We start from the raw sequence: 17,904 nt of genomic DNA on the forward strand, positions 1-17,904 counted from the left end.
CGATGATTATTTCTAGCCAATTCGCCTTTCTTACTGGTAAAATCCGCCATCCAACAGAAATCCCAATATTCTAGAAGAGAGTGATTCCTATGGGACGCAGTTTCGAAGTCCGTAAAGCCTCGATGGCGAAAACACAGGGCGCAAAAATCAAAGTTTATTCAAAGTACGGTAAAGAAATTTACGTCCTTGCGAAAAACGGCGGTATTGACCCAGACAGCAACCTTTCTCTACGTCGTCTGATCGAAAAAGCGAAAAAAGATCAGGTACCTGGTCACGTTATCGATAAAGCTATAGACAAAGCTAAAGGTGGCGGCGGTGAAGACTTCGCAACTGCTCGTTATGAAGGCTTTGGCCCAGGTAACTGCATGGTTATCGTTGACTGTCTGACAGACAACAACAACCGTACTTACATGGACGTTCGTCAGGCATTCGTGAAAAACAACGCGAAGATCGGTGCCCCAGGCGCTGTAGGCCACATGTTTGAACACCAGTGTGTATTCCAGTTTAAAGGCGACGACGAAGAAGTTGTGCTGGAAAACCTGATGATGGAAGACATTGACGTGTCTGACATTGAGTGTGAAGACGGTGTGATCACTGTTTTTGCTCCTCACACTGAATTCTTCAAAGTGAAGAATGCACTGGCAGCAAGCATGCCGGATATTACGCTGGATGTGGAAGAAATCTCTTTTGTTCCTCAGACCATGACACCACTGTCTGGTGATGATGTTGCAGCGTTTGAAAAATTCCTGGATGCGCTGAACGATTGTGACGACGTACAAAACGTTTACCACAACGCCGAAATCGAAGAATAATCAGTTGTTACACTGACCATATTCGCTGAGATCCCCCGCAAGGGGGATTTTTTATGCCTGTTTCCCGGCACCTCACTTTGCCTCTGATTTAATCCCCCCTCGCTTCCTCGTAGTTCTAACAGATTGAAATTTACATATATTTGGCTTCTCTATGACCTGAATCTGACTTAAATGGGGATAATTTTAATTTGTGTCTTCCACGATAGGTGCTATGCCTAGAGGAAGCTACAAAAAGAAAAAGCAATAATGAAAGAGCCAACAACAAAAAGCAGCCAAGCCGGAGGAAACACCATGCAGCCTACCAACCGTAAAACCCTCGCTACGCTATTGGTACTGATCTTAAGTGCAGGTATTGTCGCTTGCGGCGAACAAAAAAGCGCCGAAGAAATGGGTAAAAAAGTCGACGAAACCATGACTGACGCGGGGAATGCTATCGAAGATACCGCTGAAGATGTCAGCAATAAAGTCGATGAAACCATGACTGACGCGGGGAATGCCATCGAAGATGCGGCTGAAGATGTCGGCGACAAAGTCGATGAAGCAGTGACCGATACCGGCAACGCCATCGAAGATAAATGTGAAGAGATGAAAGAGAGCATGAACGCAGAAAACCCAGACTGCTAACCCGTTCATCTGTTCTGATTCATGTCAGGCTCCCTGGCCACCTGCGCCAGGGAGCCTTTCTGTTACCTGCCTTTTCGGGTTCACAGTACAGTTGCTAACAGTAAGTACAGTGGTTAACACTATGGATAGCCCCCTGATGAACCCAAGGGTGAAAGAGTGAAACGGTAAACCAAGCGGCCGGCTTTTTGTAACATCTGTTGTCTTCGCTCGCTGCGACCCTTGCATGGTATTGCCAGAGGAGTTTCAGATGCCTATTGCGATGTACTACATGACAGGCTGTATCGTTGCATTATTTCTGGCGATGGTCTGTCCCTGGTGGTGGATAAGCCTGATTCTGATATGGGTGGCGCTGTCGCTGGGACTGGTGGCAATCGCCTATATCAAAAACAATGGCATGATATTCCACAAACGCAGCGATGGCCGGATCCCCTGGCCAGTCAGGGTACTTTTCTGGCCTTTTATGCTTGGGGTGTATCTGTATAATCGCTTGATACGTACCCGCTCTTCCTCCCCAACCCTACAAGAAATCGAACCTGGCCTGTACGTGGCCGCCAGACTGACTCCTATCGATATGGCCGCGTTACGCGAAGCCAATATTGGTGCCGTACTGGACGTCACGGCAGAGCTTGAAAGCCTCAACTGGTCAGCGATGGATGAAGGTATCAAATATCTTAACGTCCCTGTACTTGATCATGCCTACCCTGATTTTGCCTCTCTGCTGCAAGCCATCCGCTGGATAGATTCGCAACGCCGACAGCAACGACGTGTTGTCGTCCACTGCGCTCTGGGGCGTGGCCGGTCGGTGATGGTCATGGCCGCTTATCTTCTTGCCCGTACCCCCGGCAGCAGCCTGGACGACATCATAAACCATATTCAGTCAGTCCGACGGTATGCCCGCCTGAACCGAAATCAGCGCCACGCGCTGGAAGCAGCAGCCAACCAGAAAGAATTCGTTCTGAGCAAACCAAGTGCCTGGCTGATCGCCAACCCGGTTTCCGGTGGCGGCAAATGGCCGCAATACCGGGGTGAGATTCTTGCCACTCTGGCCCCACACTTTGTACTGACCGTCCGTGAAACCACGGAGACCCTGAGCGCTACTGAGCTGGCAAAAGAAGCGCTCAATGCCAACCCTGAGATTATTATTGCCGGCGGTGGCGACGGAACCGTGAACGAAGTGGCCGCCGTGTTAGTTGGCAATCAGGTACGATTTGGGATTTTACCGCTGGGCACAGCCAATGCCCTGTGTCATGCACTGTGGGGGATACGGGCTAAACTGACTCCGGTCTCCCTGGCCTGCGATGCCATTGTTCGCGGCGAGGCCCATCATGTGGATGTCGCCACCTGTAATGATCGCATTGCGCTGTTGATTGTCGCCGTCGGCTTTGAGCAACAGATGATCGAATTTGCCAACCGCGATGCCAAAAATGAGCAAGGACAGGTTGCTTATCTCAAAGGGTTCGTGAATGCGGTAACTCAAGGAACGCCTTTGACCCTGAAAGTTCGTTTTGATGACGAAGATGAACAAGTATTGGAAACCAGCAGCATGGTGATCGCCAATGCCGCCCCTTTCAGTACGGTTCTGGCTCAGGGTTCCGGAGCACCGGATATCAACGATGGAAAGCTTGACGTCACCTGGATTCCCACCTCTGATAACCTGAGCACCCATGTCCTGTCGATCACCGAGTTAGTGCTTGCCGGTCTTACCTCAGAAAAGCTTGGTGGGCTGACCCAACACCGCCAGGTCACTTCCCTGACGATTCATCACCCCGAAGGGCTGAACTACGTTATTGACGGCGAACTGTTTCAGGATGACGTCCTGCAGATTGCGGTACGTCCTGACGCCCTGCAAATTCTGTCACCCAAACCAGAACCTGGTGACGAGCTGCATCTGTAAGAAAAAACAAAAGGTCAGGAAATAAGAGGTGGATCGCACAAAAAGCAATCAACACCGTGAATACCCACGGAATATTATGCGCTTTCAGGCCAAATACGACACCGGGCAATAGCAGGAAAATTTTGATCTCAAGCGGAGAAATATTCGAGGGCGGGAACCATCAACACTACTCCTGTTCTCTCTAAACGAAAAGCAAGTTTTCATTGTTTTTGCACATTTTTGGGATGTATCACAAAGTCGATTTTATCGGCTTAACGCTGTGAAAAACCTTTGATAAAGATAACTCGATCCTGACGCAACGTTTCTTTAGGAGGTTATTGTGTCTATCAATTCTATCGACCACAGCGAAATGTCTGACGTGGCATCAAAATGGGATTTCAAAGATGAAACGGCTTCCCATATCTCTCAGACCAAGCGCCAGCAGGCTGAAGCACGTCGCCGAATTGAACTGCTACGTGATATTCGAGCAAGCGGCCTGACCATTGAAGAGGCAAAGGAACTCGGACTTATCCATTAACCTGAAACTACGTGCCATATACACCCGAATACAGAAACAGCCTGACCGGTCATAACAACGATAGAGATTTTCTATCACACTAATCTGTTATTTCAGCTTTTCTAATACCTGGGTAGTCGTTACATTAGTGCGCATAAACACCGAATGGAACGCAACTATGACTACAATGACTACCCGTTGTCCTCATTGCAACGCAATGAATCGTATCCCAACTGAACGTGTCAATGACGTGGCCAACTGCGGCTCTTGCAAAGAACGCCTGCTTGACGGCAAACCGGTCGAAGGCACTACCGAGAACTTTCTGACTTTGCTGCAAAGCGACAAGCCGGTAGTCGTAGATTTCTGGGCACCGTGGTGTAACCCGTGTGTCGGCTTCGCGCCAATCTTTGAAGATGTGGCAAAAGAGCGGAATGGCGATGTACGCTTTGTGAAAATTGATACGGAATCCCAGCAGGCGCTGGCAGCGCAATACCGTATTCGTAGTATCCCGACTATTATGGTTTTCAAAAACGGCCAATTAGCAGACACCATCAATGGTGCCTTACCTAAAGGCCAGTTTGATCAGTGGCTAAACCAAGCGCTGACCAAGTAACCAACCGGACAAGCCGCATTTATTTACCGTGCTGTACATCAAGAGAGCGGTAGATCTAGAGAGCTTTCCGTTTAAAGCGCTTTACACTCACTGAAAAGGTGCCTGATGGCACCTTTTTGTTATCTGCTCTCTATGCCACTGGTTGCCCTTTTGCTAGAGTGACGCTCATAGCCCCGCCTTTATCATTACAATTACAAGGACGAATCTGTGAGCAAATCAGCGTCGGCCGTACTCAGCCAGATCAATGTTTACCCTATCAAATCCATTCGTGGTCTGAGCCAGTCGCAAGCCTGGGTCGAGAAACAGGGAATCGCGTTTGACCGCCGTTTTATGGTCGCCAAAACCGATGGTGGCATGATTACCGCACGCAAATACCCGCAACTGGTCAAAGTCACCGCAGCCCTACAACCGGATGGTCTGATACTCAGTTACCCGGACACTGCCCCTCTGCGCCTCAGGTACGCCGAGTTCACGATGGTGGAAACCCCTTCCACCGTATGGAAAGACACGTTTCCGGCCCACCAAACTACCTCAGAAGCGAATCGTTGGTTCAGTGAACTCATTGGCGAGCCAGTGCAACTGCTCTATACCGGAGAGCAATCCCAGCGTATCCGTCAGAAAGTCGGCCATAACGTGAGTTTTGCTGACGGCTATCCGCTGTTGATTATCAGCGAGGGATCTCTGGAGGCCCTGAATGCACGCAGCCCCCAGCGTCATACCATGGATCAGTTCCGCACCAATTTAGTCGTCTCCGGCACAGAGCCGTTTGCGGAAGATGGCTGGAAACGAATCCGAATCGGTGAGGTGGAATTTGAGGCCGTCAAGCCGTGTGCCCGCTGTATCCTGACCACAGTGAATCCGCAAACCGGACAATTAAATGCCCAGAAAGAGCCGCTCAACACGCTGCTGAAATTTCGCTCTGACGGCAGTGGTGACGTGTACTTCGGGCAAAATCTGGTGGCGCTGAATGAAGGTATCATTCATGCCGGTGATACCATTGAAGTATTGGAGACCCAGACCAGACCGCTTTACCCCGATAATTGCACGCCATCGCTGACACTCACTTGTGTTGAACGGGAAGACATTGCCCGGGATTTTTGTACCTTCTGGCTGGAGCCAACCAAGCAACAAACACTGCCCGCATATCAGCCCGGCCAGCACCTGCCACTGCAGGTAGAGATCAATGGCGAATACGTTTCTCGCCGCTATACGCTGTCGTCCAGTCCGTCCCGCCCTGGCCGCTATGCCATCTCGGTTAAGCGGGTCAACGATGGTCGGGTTTCAAACTGGTTACATGACAATCTGCAGGTTGGCGACACGCTGGTTGCCGAGTCACCAGACGGCAGTTTTCATCTTGGGCCCCATACCGACAAGCTTTTGTTGTTGTCTGCCGGGAGTGGCATCACTCCCATGATCGCGATGCTGCGTTATCTGGCCGATCATAATCAGATCAACGATGTGGTGTTTTATCATCAGTGCCGCAGCGAAGCGGATATTCCGTATCAGGCAGAACTGGCAAAACTGCAGTCTGAACACCCTGCACTGAAAGTAACCATTGCATTAAGTCAGCCAAATAACAGCTGGCAGGGGATAACCGGTCGATTCAGTGCAATCCACCTGGATCATATCCCGCATCTTACAGAGCGTCAGGTGTTCGTTTGTGGTCCTAACCGTTTCATGGACGATGCCAAAGCCTTGCTGCTGAACGCCGGACTGGCGGAAGAGCGCTACCATCAGGAATCCTTCGGTGCGATCCGTGGTGGCGACGAGGCGACCGCACAGAAACACACTGTGACAATCAGCATTGATGGCCATTTATTTCAGGGCCATAACCAGGCCACCTTGTTGGATCAGGCTGAATCTGCCGGGCTTGGGATCGCCAACAGCTGCCGGGCTGGGTTCTGTGGTTCATGCAAAATGACGCTGGAATCTGGCACGGTTGACCAGCCGGACGTCCCGGCCTTGCTGCCGGGTGAGAAGGAGGCCGGGAAAGTACTGGCCTGTTGTTGTATTCCGTTAAGTGATGTTGAATTGGTCAGCTAACACGCCAGCCGTTTCAGGTTCAGGTTCAGGTTCAAAAACCACATAAAAAAACAGCCACCCAAAAAGGTGGCTGTTTTTTCAGACTCCGTTAAAGCACTTTACACGCTGATCTGCGCTTACTGCTTTTTCAGGATATAGTGGCTTTCCAGATCGCCGGTGATGCGGTTACCTTCCAGATCCAGGCGGAACAATTGATTTTCGCCGACAAAATACTGCACCGCAGAATCAGAAATTCCAGGCAGCGCGATAGTGTTACCCGCGGTGTTCCAGTTGAACGTACCTTCGTGTTCAAAAGCACCACCGTCTTTACCCAGGTACATTTCAGTCAGGGTAAATGTACCATCGTCTTTAATCACCAGCTCAGTCTTAATACCTTCACAATCTGCACATGGCAGAATACCGGTATACGTACCAGCCCAGTCCAGCGAGTTACGCGCGTTGTGTTCCATGTCCGCCACCGGTTCACTGCTTTCGCCGGCTTTCATTTCGTCCTGTTCGCCCTCGGCCACCACATCAGCCGGTTGCGCAGCTTCAGCTTCATTGCTTTCTGCCTTATTTTCAACCTGAGTCATGCCCTCGGTTTGAACTGCTTGCTCTTCAACCACGGTAGCGGTTTCGCTAGCAGGTTGAGCGGCGGATTCTGGTGAGGCTTTTTGATCACATCCCGCCAGTACAAAACCAGCCACTACCAGTGCAAGTAAGGTCTTATTCATTGTGTGTTCCTTATTAGCAATCTTTCTAAGATGGGTATCATTGTAGACTGCCCTCTGTGTGAATAACGTCATCCCAAGGTCAAGGTTCAGTCAAAAAACACCATTCAATATTCACTCAAAATCACCTTGCTAATCACAAGATAGCACATTGTTATTCAGTCAGTTAGCGGTTTTAAGCGAGCAGTAAAATGCCGCAGGACCGGCGGTTCGTAGTCAAACTCCAGCCCGCGAATTGAGCTTGCCTGCTGACAAACGGCAATCAGTGCATCGGCGACATAATCCATGTGGTCATTGGTATACACCCGGCGCGGAATGGTCAATCGTAACAATTCCAATGGCGACGGTTTCTGTTGACCAGTGCTCGGATCTCGGCCCAGAAGCAATGACCCAATTTCAACAGCCCGCACACCCGACTCAAGATACAGCGCATTGCACAAAGCCTGTGCCGGAAACTGCTCTGCCGGAATATGTGGGAGCACCTTTTTCGCATCCACAAACACGGCGTGCCCACCGGTCGGATACTGGATCGGCACGCCGCCCTCACGCAGCCTGTCACCCAGGTATTTCACCTGGCTGATACGGTAATGCAGGAAGTCTTCGTCGGCAGCCTCATAGAGCCCGCGGGCCAGTGCCTCCATATCCCGCCCGGCCATGCCGCCGTAAGTCACAAACCCTTCCATCGGAACGCAGCGGGTACGGACAGCCTGAAACAACTCTTCATGATCCCGGATACAACAAAGGCCGCCGATATTCACCATTGGGTCTTTCTTGGCTGACATTGTGAGGATATCGCCATAACGATACATCTCACGGATAATCTCCAGCAAAGGCTTCTCGTCATACCCCTCTTCCCGCTGCTTGATGAAATAAGCGTTTTCACAGTAACGGGCGGAATCTATCACCACCGGAATATCGTAGTGCTGGGCCAATGCGTAAACGTTGCGCATATTGGCCATGGATACCGGCTGCCCGCCCGAACTGTTACAGGTCACTGTCGTAATAATGGCGGCGATATTCACAGAGCCGTAATGCTGAATGGCGGTTTCGAGTTTTTCGAGATCAAAGTTCCCCTTCCAGTCATCGTAGACTTCGGTGGAAAACGCTTTTTCAGTTACTAGGTTTATCGCTTTTCCGCCGCACATTTCAATATGTCCGGCCGTTGTATCAAAATGGTAATTGGACAGAAAAACCGCCTCTGTGCCTCCCCTGACTTTGCGCATCCGTTCAATCAGGCAGGGAAACAAAATCTGCTCGGCTCCCCGCCCCTGATGGGTCGGCACCACCAGCTTGTACTGAAAAAAGTGCTGAACGGCATCACACAAGTTAAAAAAGTTCCGGCTACCGGCATAGGCTTCATCCCCCAGCATCAGCCCGGCCCACTGAGTATCACTCATTGCACCGGTACCGGAGTCGGTCAGCAGATCGATATACACATCTTCACTGCGCAGCATAAACGGATTATAACCCGCCGCTTCCAGGGCCAATTGGCGATCCGCTTCTGTGGTCATGCGAATTCGCTCTACCATTTTGATGCGAAAAGGTTCAGGGACACGCTTGCTCATAGTGGCTCTCCAGCTTTGGAAAACACGCAGACAATCCGGTGATCGGATCAAGGAAAAATAGGTAGTGAAAACATCGACGGTGCCGCAATCAGCCGACAGCAGGAAAGTTATTAGTCAGACGAAAATCAATATTGAACCAGGCAGAAAGCACCAGCCGTATCGCGGGCACCCTGGTACGTTGCAACAAGGTATTCTCAGCCATCCTGCAGCACCCTGCGGAAACAAAACTGACCTAAGTATAGTCAGCTGTTCATAACAAGCCTGATATCAACTGGCCTTGTTCTTCTGGCATAAATTTTTTCAAACAAGGCTTTACAGCCCGACAGATTACAGATAATGTGCTCGGGTCTGTTGCTCAGACCGAGACATAATTTTCGAAGAACACGCCTCACTTCTCGCCAAAGTAAGAAGCACCTCCAGAAGATTACACCACACATCCCACTACACACTGAGTTGCAAGTGTTTCGTAGTGATGAGTCAGCGAGTTAGGTGATCTCCTGACGGGTGAAACCAAAGGTCGATGAGTAACTTAACCAGCGTGATGCTGAAAACTATTACCGCCGCTGAACCCTCTCGGTGTTCTCCACTTTGTTAAGGAGAACGCGAATTCAACAAGAAAACGAATTCAGGAAGAAAGTCAGCTCAGTCGGCGTTTACTCAACGTAATGACCACAAGCCAAAAGCAAGTGACCTGACCAGACGATTAACGTCTATGGCAAATAGTCCGAATGCAGTGCTTGGGTAGAAAGGACAACACCATGATTTCACAAACCGGCATTATCCGTAGCTACAACCCTTTTAACCAAACTGGCCTGATCACTTCAGATTTAGGTGGCGACATCCGCTTTAGCGCCGCTCAGGTATCTGAACAAGACAGTCCGGCATCTGGCAGTCTGGTATCATTCATCCTGGATGACTCAGAACACACTCTGCAAGCGGTAAAAATCCGCTTCATCTGACTCGCCCAGCTAACTGGACGAGGCCAATAAAAAGTGACAATACCGAGGCAAGGGCTTATAACCTTGCCTTTTTCATTTCTGGCGACCGACAATTATCAATCCGATATCCCTTCATTCCCTCCCACCTTACCGATTTTTACATCACTGCCCGCAATCTCCTGCTCAGCTTGAGCGGATTCTTCTGACTGACTTTTCTGATAGTTATGCCTGTCTTTTTTCTGCTTTCTGTCAGCACTTTTTTGTATTTACTGGTTAACATTCATATCGTTATCCACTACGCATTACGCCGCCAACTGCTGCCACTTTCAAAAGTAATCCATTACAAAAAAGCCAACCAACAACCAATTCGCTCAATTTTTAATCAAGAAAAGCGGGCGTAATTCACAGAAAAGCATGAAAAATGGAAACGCGTTTTTACTTATATCGTCAGCATAAAGTCAGCCAATTGTCAGCGCTGTGTCAGGCATGGCTTTTTAATGCTTTTATCAAGTTTTCAGAACAAAAGGCGGGAAAAGTGCAACATACCTCACACTTTAGGTATCTTTTACACTGTGAAACTGAATTTTATGTCATTAAGGAAACAATTTGACAATTTGCTTGTCTGTATATGGCAAACTAATACAAAAAATAAATGAATAAATAGTCAATACAGACAAAAGAGGGTGATTCATGCTAGGTATGGCGACTTCCATTTTTTCTTTTTCCCATACCTGCCGCATTAAAAGCCTGCCAACAAATAAAAACGACGAGTTCTAAGATATGCCAATACACAACGCGACATTGCCACGGAGATGGTTGTCGACCAAATACATCGGGATTGCCAGCCTGTCACTGATTACCATGGCGGTGTTCCTGAATAACAGTCAAACGACTAATCGTACAATTCCACTGAACCTTGTCAGTTCGTCCCCATGGACACCCAATGAAGATGCACTGACCACAACCACCATTGAACCACCCCGCTACGCTTACACCATTCAGAAAGGTGACACCCTAAGCGAAATCTTCTCCAGGCTGAACATCCCATTGAACACTGTTCAACAACTAATGGAAGCCGATTTAAACCACCTGAAAATCGACACCCTCAAACCAGGTAACAGCATGCGCTTCTGGCTGGCTGACGATCAACGGCAACTTAAGCGTCTTGAGCTCGAATTTACGCTGGCGCAAAAAGTCATTTATGAACGTCTGGATGATGAAAACTTCAATGTGGAAGAAATCGCTATTCCGGGTGACTGGAGTGATGTGATTGCCAATGGTGAAATCCACGGCAGTTTTGCTAACTCAGCCAAAAAAGCCGGTCTAAAAGCCACGGAAGTGCATGAAATCACCAGCTTGCTGAAAGATAAGCTCAATTTTTCTCGCGATCTTCGTGCCGGGGATAAATTTGAAGTGGTGGTGTCCCGTCAGTCGGTTAAAGAAAAACTGACCGGGCAGCATGAATTGCGGGCTATCCGTATCCATAGCCGTGGCCAGACCATTTCGGCTTATCTGCACAGTGATGGTAACTTCTACGACGCCAAAGGCGACAGCCTGCAACGAGCCTTCATGCGCTATCCATACGCCACCAACCAGCGCTGGCGAATCAGTTCCCAGTTTAATCCTAAGCGCCACCACCCGGTCACCGGACGCGTTGCGCCACACAATGGTGTCGACTTCGCCACCCCGCGTGGTACACCTGTACTGGCAACCGGTGACGGCGTTGTTGTCCAAACTGTTAGTCACCCGTACGCTGGTAAATATGTGGTCATCCAACATGGAACCAACTACAAAACCCGCTACTTGCATAACAGTAAGATACTGGTCAAGAAAGGACAGAAAGTCTCACGTGGCCAGCGTATCGCCCTGGCGGGCAGCACCGGTCGCGTTACCGGCCCTCACATTCATTATGAGTTCCTGATTCGTAACCGTCCGGTGAACCCATTGACTGCCAATATCCCTATGGCCTCTTCGGTGCCAAGCAAGGAGATGGGACAGTTTAAAGAAACGGTCGCGATGTATAACACCATGATGAAAGATGATCAGAAGGGAATACTTCGCCTGGCTAAAAACAACAACCAGCCCAAAGACTGATAACCAGAGCTTTATCGCGGTAACCAGGATCAAATAGCATCTACGGGGAGATCTCTTTTCCCCGTGGGTGTTTTTGCTTGTTTACTGCTCACGGATGATGGTCATCAGTGATAAATAGCGGGGGCAGATGGCGTGTTTGATCACGCACTTCAATGGCTTCTGTTGAGGTTGAGGTTGAGGTTGAGGTTGAGGTTGAGGTTGAGGTTGAGGTTGAGGTTGAGGTTGAGGTTGATAATGAGAACCTAAGCCCACAGCCAGAACAACATTTACCAAGCAAAAATCCAGACGGTAAATGGAGGTATTGCCGGAATAACACATTCCGACAATTTCCATACCAGACAACCCTATACAGCCGAGATGACAACGTCATAACGGCTTTTTGTCATGCCTGTTATTTCGTTATCCGTACCGTTTTGTGGACTGTCTGAGCTCTCTGATTTAACAATAAAGTCGACATAATTCCGGATGGCCGGTAGCCGATCTTCATCATGGTGGGACACATACAATAACTGGCTAAGCTGATCGCGGGCAATCATATTCAGCACCTGATAGACCAGTTTACGATTAACGAAATCCAGCCCCTGATAAGGCTCGTCCAAAATCAGCAAGGCAGGCTGTTTGATGAGCGCCCGGCCAATCAGCAACAGTCGTTGCTGCCCATAGTCCAGTTCGCGGAAACCCGTGTGCGCATCATCTGACATTGCCAGAATTGCGAGCCAGTCATGGGCCTGCTGAATTTGTTTTTTCGATGGTGAATCATACAGCCCAATCGAATCGAAAAAGCCTGACAGTAGCACTTCCAACGCACTGCAGCTAACGCGATACTGCAGATGCAACGCTGAGGAGACTACCCCGATTCGCCGTTTGATATCCCAGATACTTTCGCCGCTGCCACGGCGATACCCCAGCACGCTCATATCATTGGCATAACACTGTGGATGGTCTCCCAGAATCAACGCCAGCAAAGTGCTTTTTCCGCAGCCATTCGGCCCCCTGATCTGCCAGTGCTGACCCGGTTCTATTCGCCAGTTCACCGCCTCGAAAATCTGCCGATCAAAGTATTCCACTTTTCCGTTTCGCAGCTCCACCAGCGGCTCGTCTCTGGTAACAACCTGTTGTCTCTCCTGATGCCGTTGGCGAATCAGAGCCATGACCTCATCGCTACGTTGCGTAGACAATGCCTCAAGCTGACGCAGCACCGGATGATGGCTGAATTCTGCCACCGTCATCCCTTCACTTAAACTGACAGTACTCAGGGCACCAGCCGGACCACGCTTGCTGCTGCCTTGGACATTCATCGTTTGTTCAGTGAACATGGCAACATGGGTGATGCAATCAGGAAGGTGCATTTCGCGGGCACTGATCAAGACCAGCGTCATTTGCTCTGACAAGGTATTCAGCAACGCTGACAGCGCCGTCTGGTGAGCGGCATCCAGTCCGTCATAGGGGTCATCCAGCACCAGTAATTCGGGTTCAGTTGCCAGCGCCCGCGCCAACATCAGACGACGGGTTTCCCCGGTCGATAACTGGCGAAAACCACTGTGGCGTAAATGCTGCAAATCCAGCTGTGCCAGCAAAGTCTCCAGTTGCTCCGGCGAATGGCAACAGTCAGCAATCAGATATTCTACAGTGTGGCCAAAGTCGATCTGATCAATGTAATCCGTCTCCTCTTGCGCCAACTCCTCTTCCAGCAATGCCTGCTGAGAAGCCAGCGACACCACGCCCACTCGCTGAGGTATACCAGTTACCGATCCGGAATCCGGCACACGTTCACCACTGAGGAGTTGCCCGAGTAACGAGCCGAACCGGGAATACGCTGAGAAAATCATCCAATGCTGACCAGGTTCTATACGCCAGTTATCAACCTGCAGCCGGCCATGTGGCACAGCCAACAGCAAATCTGTCACGGCTATCGACATCCTTCACTTCCTTATGAAAAAACGGTTTGATATCCATTAATACCAAACCGTCTGACCAAGCTCTAGTTCTGCAACCAAATTGTCTTGGTTTGCAGATACTGATCAAAGGCCTCCAGCCCGTTGTCCCGGCCGCCGAACCCGGACTGCTTATACCCGCCGAACGGGGTCGCGATACAGCCTTCGCTGAAACAGTTCACCGAAACGGTCCCGGCTTTCAGCTGACGTGACACCCGGTGCGCACGGCGGATATCCGCGGTATACAGCGACGCTGCCAACCCGTACTGACCATCATTGGCCAGGCGAACCGCCTCTTCCTCCGAATCAAACGTGGTGACGGCCAGAATCGGCCCGAACACTTCCTCCTGAAACAGGGCCATCTCCGGCGTGACATTATCGAAAATGGTCGGCTCGACAAACAATCCGGCACCGATGTCCGGCGTGCCACCGCCATGAACCAGCGTCGCCCCTTCCGCTTTCGTCCGTGCCAGATAGCCACGCACTTTTTCAAAATGCGCCGGCTCAATCATGGGACCGATGCTGACCTGTGGATCTTGCGGGTCACCCAATTTCCAGTTATCCAGACTGGCTTTAAGTTTCTCGACCAAAGCATCTTTAATGCTGGTATGAACCAGAAGACGAGAGCCACAACTGCAGTTCTCACTCATGTTCCAGAACGCAGCATTGAGCACATCATCGACAATCTCATCCAGACTGTAGACATCCGGGAAAATGATCTGCGGACTTTTACCGCCGCACTCCAGCACAATCTCTTTCAGGTTGCTTTGAGCCGAGTATTGCAGGAACAACCGACCAACTTCGGTGCTGCCGGTAAACGACACCACATCCACATCCGGATGCAGCCCTAGCGGCTGGCCGACTGCCTCCCCCAGACCGGTCACCAGTGACAGTGTCCCTTCCGGGACGCCCGCTTCATGCGCCAACTGGACCATACGATAAGCACTCAGGCTGGTTTGCTCGGCCGGTTTCACAATCACGGCATTGCCTGCCGCCAACGCCGGGGCAACTTTCCAGGCAAACATCTGCGCCGGGAAGTTCCACGGCAGCACAGCCCCAACCACACCAATCGGTTCTTTGACAATCAGCCCCAGGGTATCGCTATCCGTCGGCGCTATTCGGCCAAATACTTTGTCGATGGCTTCGGTGTACCAGGCAAAGGTGTGAATGGTCTCCGGAATATCGGTATTCAGGCACTCGCTGATCGGCTTACCGGCATCAACACAATCTAATGCTGCCAACTCTTCGCTGTGTTCAGTCATCAGCGCCACCCAGCGTTGCAAAATGGTCTTACGCTCGCCCAGTGGCAGCGCAGACCATTCTCCGGATTCGAAACTGATGCGGGCCGCTGTCGCTGCCGCGTTAACCACCTGTTCATTGCCCGCTTCGATCTTGCCGATTGTTTTACCGTCGTAGGGACTCAGAGTCGCAATGGTTGCCCGCTCACCCGACAAGCCGGACACCAGACAACCCGCAAACAACTCGCCACACTCTGCGGCGGCAAACACCTGCTCTTTGGTTAAAGGCACTGTAGATACAGACTTATTTGTTAATGGCATCGCGGAACCTCCTATTGAAGAGCGGCATCAAGCAGTTGAAGAAAGGCTTTTTGATCTTCATCGCTGATTGGCAGCAGAGGCGCACGGATCGCGCCGACGTCTTGGCCACGGTGAATCAGTGCCAATTTGGCTTTCTGGTTGTAGTCGGCCGATTCCTGGTTCTGAATCACCGGCAGCAGTTTCGTCATAATGGCACGCAGCGCGTTGTAATCACCGATTCGCGCGCATTCCAGCATCTGCACATGTGCTTCAGGTAAGTAGTTAGCCGCACCACCGATCCAGGAACGCACGCCCCAGAACAGATAATCCGCGCCCTGATCGTCAGAGCCACAAACCACGGAGAAATTATCCAGGTTGGCATTAATCAATGACAACGCACGGGTAAAATCACCGCTGCTTTCTTTGATCCCGACAATATTCGGATCACGGCTGAGTTCAATCACGGTGTCGACCTCAATCTCAACACCGGAGCGCGCCGGGAAGTTATACATAATGATCGGCAAGCCGACTTCCTGGCTCACTGTCTGGTAGTGAGTAACGATTTCGCGCTGCTGCGGCAAACAGTAAATCGGCGGTGCCAGCATCAGCGCCTGATAACCCAGGGCTTTCGCCTGCTCCGCTTTTCGCACAGAACCCTGGGTGTGGGTATCATTCACTCCGGCGATCAGCAGGGCGCGATCCCCGACATGTTCGGCGATAAAAGTGAGTACCTGCGTACGCTCCTCATCACTGAAAGCGTAGTATTCCCCGGTCGTCCCACAGGCTACAATCCCGGCGACACCGGCCTCCAGCTGCCAGTCCAGCAGCTTGCCCAGCGCATCAAAATTAACCTTATTCTCTTCCGTGAACGGGGTCACTACAGGAACAAAAATACCGTCGAGTTTCATAACTATCTCCTTGAAATGTCAGGCCGGACTCCTGGCCGGCCCCAGTAAAATGATGCAGAACATCAGTAATTTGGTTGCGTCTAAATCGTGTTTTGAACATTCAGAGTCTCACCTCAGCGCCTCACTCAGGGTCTCAAGCTGAGCCTCGTTCAACGTCTCAGGATGCGGGTTCAGCCTTGGCTGGCTGAGCCGCGGTGTTTGTCGCCTCACCGGTCGGTGCAGTCCGCCAGATGGCAATATTGGCGTACCCGTAGAACACAGAGATGGCGAGCACCAGGAAGTGGTACCAAAGGAATGGCAGGTAACCGAGTGTTGACACGCCGAGGGTGGTTGCCATGAACACCCCACCATCTGACCATGGCACCATCGGTGTGGTCACCGTGCCGCCCGCTTCGGTATTGCGCGACAGCACGCGTCGGTCAATCCCCTGTTGGTCATAGTTTTTCTCGGTGATGGTGCTGGCGGTAATCAGCGACACATACGCCGCGCCCCCGAAGAAGTTACCGAAGAAGCCACCCAGCAGGGTCGACAGCGTGAGACGTCCGGCATTGTTTGCCCAGGTCAGGAAACGGTTACAAATCACTTGCAGAACACCGATTTGCTCCATCAGACCACCCAGCCCAAGAGCAAACAGGATCAGGGCAATCACTTCCAGCATCGACAGAATCCCGCCACGGTTAAGCAGCGTATTCAGAAAGTCGACTTCTGAATGCATGGCATTGCCGACATACACCGTACGCACCGCATCCAGCGTCGGCATGCCCTGCGCCACGATGGCACAGACAATTCCTAGTACAGCGCCGAAGGTGATAACCGGAATCGACGGCATCCGGCGCGACAACAGCAGGATGACAACGGCGGCTGGCAACAACAACCACGGAGAAATCGTAAAGTGCTGCTCCAGAGCGACCATTGCGGCGTCTGCGCGGCTGGTGTCAACATTGCCATCGATATAAAAGAAACCGACCAGAAGGAACAGAACGAAGGCAATCAGGCACGCCGGGCCGCTGACATACAGCATAGATTTGATGTGGTCGATCAGATCCACTTTACACAGCGAAGCGGTCATCACCGTGGTATCTGACAGCGGCGACATTTTATCCCCCACGTAGGCGCCACTGATGACAGCACCGGCGACCAGCGGTAAAGGTATCCCGAAGCTGTGGCCAATCCCCATCATCGCGATCCCAGCCGTGCCCGCGGTACCAAACGATGTCCCGGTCGACAACGATGTCATCGCACAAATCACAAATGCCGCAGCCAGAAAAATATTCGGGCTCATGACACTCAGGCCGTAGTAAATGATGCTGGGAACAATGCCACCGGCAATCCACGAGCCAATCAACGCCCCGACAGTGATCAGAATCAGCACGGCTTCCATACCGTTATGGATCCCTTTAATCAGCCCGGTCTGCATCGCATGATAGGATTGCCCGAGCCGCAGGCCGAGCCCCATGACAAGGAACCAGGTTGCAAATAGCGCAAGCTGAATAGGCAGCGACAAGACGTTGAGGAACAGGAACATGACGGCAATAAATCCCACCATCAAACCGACCACCTCCATACTGGTCGGCAGCCGGATAGCACTAGAGTTGGAACGCATAACATTCTTCCTTTTGTTAGTCGTAGTAGTGTTTGCATGAGCCACTATTTCTTACTGCCGCTCAGTATCAGCCTGCAGAGAAATCAGGAGCTTCAGTTTTATCGTCGTACAGCGTGGTTTCGGCTTGCCTCA

15 protein-coding genes are annotated in these 17,904 nt (G+C 51.0%); 8 read left to right on the top strand and 7 right to left on the bottom strand.

The window, feature by feature from the left end:
* The first annotated feature begins 89 nt into the window (after window positions 1-89).
* From PGW97_RS22835 to PGW97_RS22860, 6 genes are all read left to right on the top strand, one after another.
* Window positions 90-812: a YebC/PmpR family DNA-binding transcriptional regulator gene (locus PGW97_RS22835; protein ID WP_047886218.1), complete on the top strand. Its 723-nt coding sequence runs from the start codon at window positions 90-92 to the stop codon at window positions 810-812.
* Between the two features lie 291 nt (window positions 813-1,103).
* Window positions 1,104-1,436, top strand: a complete 333-nt coding sequence (locus tag PGW97_RS22840; RefSeq protein ID WP_273859930.1) for a hypothetical protein — start codon at window positions 1,104-1,106, stop codon at window positions 1,434-1,436.
* 247 nt (window positions 1,437-1,683) lie between these two features.
* Entirely contained in the window at window positions 1,684-3,330 is a 1,647-nt protein-coding gene (locus tag PGW97_RS22845; protein ID WP_273859931.1) for a diacylglycerol kinase family protein, read from the top strand.
* Window positions 3,331-3,649: 319 nt separating this feature from the next.
* Window positions 3,650-3,847 (top strand): hypothetical protein, encoded by a 198-nt coding sequence (locus PGW97_RS22850; RefSeq protein WP_047886221.1) that lies wholly within the window; start codon window positions 3,650-3,652, stop codon window positions 3,845-3,847.
* Window positions 3,848-4,004: 157 nt separating this feature from the next.
* Complete coding sequence (trxC, locus tag PGW97_RS22855; RefSeq protein ID WP_047886222.1) at window positions 4,005-4,439, top strand: thioredoxin TrxC; 435 nt, start codon at window positions 4,005-4,007, stop codon at window positions 4,437-4,439.
* Between the two features lie 207 nt (window positions 4,440-4,646).
* Window positions 4,647-6,482 (top strand): hybrid-cluster NAD(P)-dependent oxidoreductase, encoded by a 1,836-nt coding sequence (locus PGW97_RS22860; RefSeq protein WP_273859932.1) that lies wholly within the window; start codon window positions 4,647-4,649, stop codon window positions 6,480-6,482.
* A gap of 116 nt (window positions 6,483-6,598) precedes the next feature.
* Here PGW97_RS22860 and PGW97_RS22865 read toward each other — a convergent pair whose 3' ends face one another.
* On the bottom strand, window positions 6,599-7,195 hold the full coding sequence (locus PGW97_RS22865; protein ID WP_273859933.1) for a copper resistance protein NlpE: 597 nt from the start codon (window positions 7,193-7,195) through the stop codon (window positions 6,599-6,601).
* 155 nt (window positions 7,196-7,350) lie between these two features.
* Complete coding sequence (locus PGW97_RS22870; protein ID WP_047886225.1) at window positions 7,351-8,757, bottom strand: tryptophanase; 1,407 nt, start codon at window positions 8,755-8,757, stop codon at window positions 7,351-7,353.
* Between the two features lie 758 nt (window positions 8,758-9,515).
* Between PGW97_RS22870 and PGW97_RS22875 the strand changes: the two genes are divergently transcribed.
* Window positions 9,516-9,716, top strand: coding sequence for a hypothetical protein (locus tag PGW97_RS22875; RefSeq protein ID WP_047886226.1), 201 nt, complete (start codon window positions 9,516-9,518; stop codon window positions 9,714-9,716).
* A 759-nt stretch (window positions 9,717-10,475) separates the two neighbouring features.
* Entirely contained in the window at window positions 10,476-11,789 is a 1,314-nt protein-coding gene (gene mepM, locus PGW97_RS22880) for a murein DD-endopeptidase MepM (RefSeq protein WP_047886227.1), read from the top strand.
* An 81-nt stretch (window positions 11,790-11,870) separates the two neighbouring features.
* Here mepM and PGW97_RS22885 read toward each other — a convergent pair whose 3' ends face one another.
* The 5 genes from PGW97_RS22885 to nhaC all read right to left on the bottom strand — a co-directional run bounded on the left by PGW97_RS22885 (window position 11,871) and on the right by nhaC (window position 17,772).
* Window positions 11,871-12,122 (bottom strand): hypothetical protein, encoded by a 252-nt coding sequence (locus PGW97_RS22885; protein ID WP_273859935.1) that lies wholly within the window; start codon window positions 12,120-12,122, stop codon window positions 11,871-11,873.
* An 11-nt stretch (window positions 12,123-12,133) separates the two neighbouring features.
* Window positions 12,134-13,708 carry an ATP-binding cassette domain-containing protein gene (locus tag PGW97_RS22890; protein ID WP_084712630.1) on the bottom strand — a complete coding sequence of 525 codons (1,575 nt, stop codon included), beginning with the start codon at window positions 13,706-13,708 and terminating at the stop codon, window positions 12,134-12,136.
* A gap of 62 nt (window positions 13,709-13,770) precedes the next feature.
* On the bottom strand, window positions 13,771-15,282 hold the full coding sequence (locus PGW97_RS22895) for an aldehyde dehydrogenase (RefSeq protein WP_273859936.1): 1,512 nt from the start codon (window positions 15,280-15,282) through the stop codon (window positions 13,771-13,773).
* A gap of 11 nt (window positions 15,283-15,293) precedes the next feature.
* The gene (gene dapA, locus PGW97_RS22900; RefSeq protein ID WP_273859937.1) at window positions 15,294-16,169 is read right to left on the bottom strand and encodes a 4-hydroxy-tetrahydrodipicolinate synthase; all 876 of its coding nucleotides are present in this window, start codon (window positions 16,167-16,169) and stop codon (window positions 15,294-15,296) included.
* A 157-nt stretch (window positions 16,170-16,326) separates the two neighbouring features.
* Complete coding sequence (gene nhaC / locus PGW97_RS22905) at window positions 16,327-17,772, bottom strand: Na+/H+ antiporter NhaC (protein WP_273859938.1); 1,446 nt, start codon at window positions 17,770-17,772, stop codon at window positions 16,327-16,329.
* Window positions 17,773-17,904 lie beyond the last annotated feature (132 nt).

The organism is Photobacterium sp. GSS17, from assembly GCF_028621875.1.
GTDB lineage: Bacteria > Pseudomonadota > Gammaproteobacteria > Enterobacterales > Vibrionaceae > Photobacterium > Photobacterium ganghwense.